Annotated in this window: 4 protein-coding genes; 3 read left to right on the top strand and 1 reads right to left on the bottom strand. The window is 39.3% G+C overall.

The features are described 5' to 3' along the window. Positions 1-235 (bottom strand): phage integrase N-terminal SAM-like domain-containing protein (locus MHN02_RS21360; RefSeq protein WP_239247954.1); only part of this gene is annotated, 235 nt, incomplete at its 3' end. A 792-nt stretch (positions 236-1,027) separates the two neighbouring features. Here MHN02_RS21360 and MHN02_RS21355 point away from each other — a divergent pair. From MHN02_RS21355 to MHN02_RS21345, 3 genes are all read left to right on the top strand, one after another. Further along, complete coding sequence (locus MHN02_RS21355; RefSeq protein ID WP_049587371.1) at positions 1,028-1,411, top strand: hypothetical protein; 384 nt, start codon at positions 1,028-1,030, stop codon at positions 1,409-1,411. A 131-nt stretch (positions 1,412-1,542) separates the two neighbouring features. Continuing rightward, on the top strand, positions 1,543-1,821 hold the full coding sequence (locus MHN02_RS21350) for a hypothetical protein (RefSeq protein ID WP_049587370.1): 279 nt from the start codon (positions 1,543-1,545) through the stop codon (positions 1,819-1,821). A 225-nt stretch (positions 1,822-2,046) separates the two neighbouring features. Further along, positions 2,047-2,574, top strand: a complete 528-nt coding sequence (locus tag MHN02_RS21345; protein ID WP_156080668.1) for a hypothetical protein — start codon at positions 2,047-2,049, stop codon at positions 2,572-2,574. Positions 2,575-2,667 lie beyond the last annotated feature (93 nt).

The raw sequence follows: 2,667 nt of genomic DNA, 5'->3' as shown, positions 1-2,667 counted from the left end.
TAAAGACAATTGCACACAGAGCGAGATTTTGGGTGGATGAGGTTACATGCCGCTTAACAGCCAAGTATGTTAGGAAGTCTGTCACTTCCTGCTCACCTAGTTCTTCGGGGTGACGTTTTTGGTTAAAAATAATAAAACGCTTTATCCACAGTAAGTAGGTTTTTTCGGTCTGAATTGAGTAATGCTTAGTCCGCAAAATAGCTCGAATTTTTTCTATGAAAGGGCTTTGACCCATAACAATCCTCCAATCAATGATGTTGTGTAATTACTGAGAAGTCTCAGTAACACGCATCATAAAATTGGATAAATGGAGTTGTAGCCCAGTAGATACAGAAGCATTAGTCAGTTTATATTATGTTATTAATAAGAGTTCTTAGTAACCACACAAGAAATTTCCTCAAAAATACGCTGTAAGCCCCAGTTCTAGAGACAATAGAGCACAGTTTAACTTTGGATTTAATGAGAAGTCTTAGTAATCAGCAAATTCAAGCATATAAAACTGATAACTTATTGATAATGAAATATTAGCTTACAAAATGTGCCCGTTATTAAAGAGAATTCTTAGTAATATGCATCAAAGATGTTTAATTTAATTGTTATCAGTCTTGTAAGAGCATGATATCCAATACATTTGTGGATGTTATAAGGCGTCAGCCTAAACTGCGTTTGGCTTTATGAAAATCCCGGTGGAACTACCCTCTCCTGTTTTCATTAGCATCGCTCTGGCTTGTGGTAGGTTTGAATCCGCCGCTTTCTATTCAAAGGTAGTGTAATAGGCGCTTTATCGCCAAGTTCTTATTTTAAGTCAGCAAGCGCCATTACACTCGATAGCTCAGATGGCGGCTAACATCAGTCAAATCAAAACCGTCACTGCTCAGTCGTTTCGCTTGTTTGTGTTAACAATCAATAGGCGCTTAAGACCACTCCCTTCGGTTGCTCGGACGCATTTACGCGGGGCGGCTTCGCCATTATGCCCCACGCAACTGCGCCGCTTAGCTTAATGTTATGTCTCAGAAGGAATTGATAAATGCGGTTAATTTTTTTATTACTTCTATTAGTCAATTTTGGCTGTCTTGCCTCATCCTGCATAGTAACCGATGAAATGCGCGAACAGTTCAATTCCAAACATGCCAAAAATGTTACTATTGATACAACCCTTAGAGATTCAAACTTCTTTGTAACTATTAAATTACCAGAGAGCATTGAAGGTCAAAGTTCTTATTCAGTATTGCTGGTATCAGACAGCCTTGAAGAACCAACATTCATCTTCCCTCTAGACTTGTATGAAGAAGATAACCAAACAAAGGCATGGTATGAAATAGATGCGGGACTTGTGAGAAAGCACTTCGTAGTGATCAGCTTAAATGACTATTGTGCTCCGAGCATATTCAAGGAAGTTTTTTCCCAATGAGACATAACAAAAAAATTAAGTTCGCCCGCTGCGCGGGCTGGGACGCAAACATGTGGGCTGCTCACTTCGTTCGGATATTAGCCCTCATGCCTGCGCCCCTTATTTAAAAGTTAAGTGCCAAGTGGACAGTTATGAATCCAGTCTCTTTTTTAGAAAAGCTTCGCGAACAGTATATTGCTACTGAAGATGACGACTTGCTTTTCACCAACAAAGAATGTGCTCTTGGTAGCACTATTTATCGGTTGAATTGCTGGAAGGATTTTCATGGCAAAGATAGCGTTGTTGTTTTTGAGCTAAAGGAAAAAGGGTGGCTAGTCTCTACGAGTACCTGTTTAGGCATTCGATACTCCGAAACACAAGACATTTTGCTTTTAAGTGAACAGCAATTGTGGGACATAGGTATTCCCTAGCATGGCACCTAACAAAAAAATTAAGTTCGCCCGCTGCGCGGGCTGGGACGCATACATGCGGGCCGGCTTCGCCATTATGCCCCACATGCTTGCGCCCCTTATCTAAAAGTTAAGTTTTCTGGAGACATTATTATTAGATTTTTAGATAGCGCATTAATCCTTACATTTTCAACTGTGTTTTTGTATTGCTCAAGCACTGCTTACATACATGGATATTTTGGTGCGTTGTCACTAGATAGTGATGTTCTGGATAGAAATTTCCATCAAATTTTGTATCACGGAATGATCCTTAACATTAACACTATCATGCTTTTTCCCATTGCTTTGGCTATATTAATTACAGTCCATTCCACATACAAAATAGAGTTGAGCAGGTTAGTTCGTTCTCGTTTTGGGGCAGGGAAACGTATTGTAAAGTTTAGGCGTTTTTTTAAACTCAAGCAGAGAACGCCCACTGCTCTTGAGCTAAAGCACACAAAAAGAGTACGTTTATCTTGGTTAACTGTCTTTATTATTTTCAGCTTCTTTATAGGAATGACTTACTTTGAATCAAAAGGTAAACAGGAGGCTATAAAAATTCAAGAGTCGATAGCAAAAGGAAAAGCTGGAAGGTTAAACCTCAAATCTTATGAAAATGAATCGCTATTCATTCTATTTTGCGGTGCTAGAAACTGCGCGGCTACAAACAAAAAAGGAACAGTTGTTTACTTTCCTCAGAATGGGCACACTATCTCACAGCAAGAGAAAACCTAACACATATGAGCCTCCGGGCTGTCAATGAAAAAAGATAGTCCTTTGACCACTATTTCAAGATCAATACCGTTGCCTTTTTAGAACTCGTTTACT

This window comes from Alteromonas sp. CNT1-28 (assembly GCF_022348345.1).
Classification (GTDB): domain Bacteria; phylum Pseudomonadota; class Gammaproteobacteria; order Enterobacterales; family Alteromonadaceae; genus Alteromonas; species Alteromonas macleodii.
This window is presented reverse-complemented; position numbering and strand designations above follow the sequence as displayed.

What these genes read in the sequence shown, in the direction of transcription:
- MHN02_RS21355 (WP_049587371.1), top strand. Translation starts at nt 1,028, where the DNA reads ATGCGGTTAATTTTTTTATTACTTCTATTAGTCAATTTTGGCTGTCTT.
- MHN02_RS21350 (WP_049587370.1), top strand. Translation starts at nt 1,543, where the DNA reads ATGAATCCAGTCTCTTTTTTAGAAAAGCTTCGCGAACAGTATATTGCT.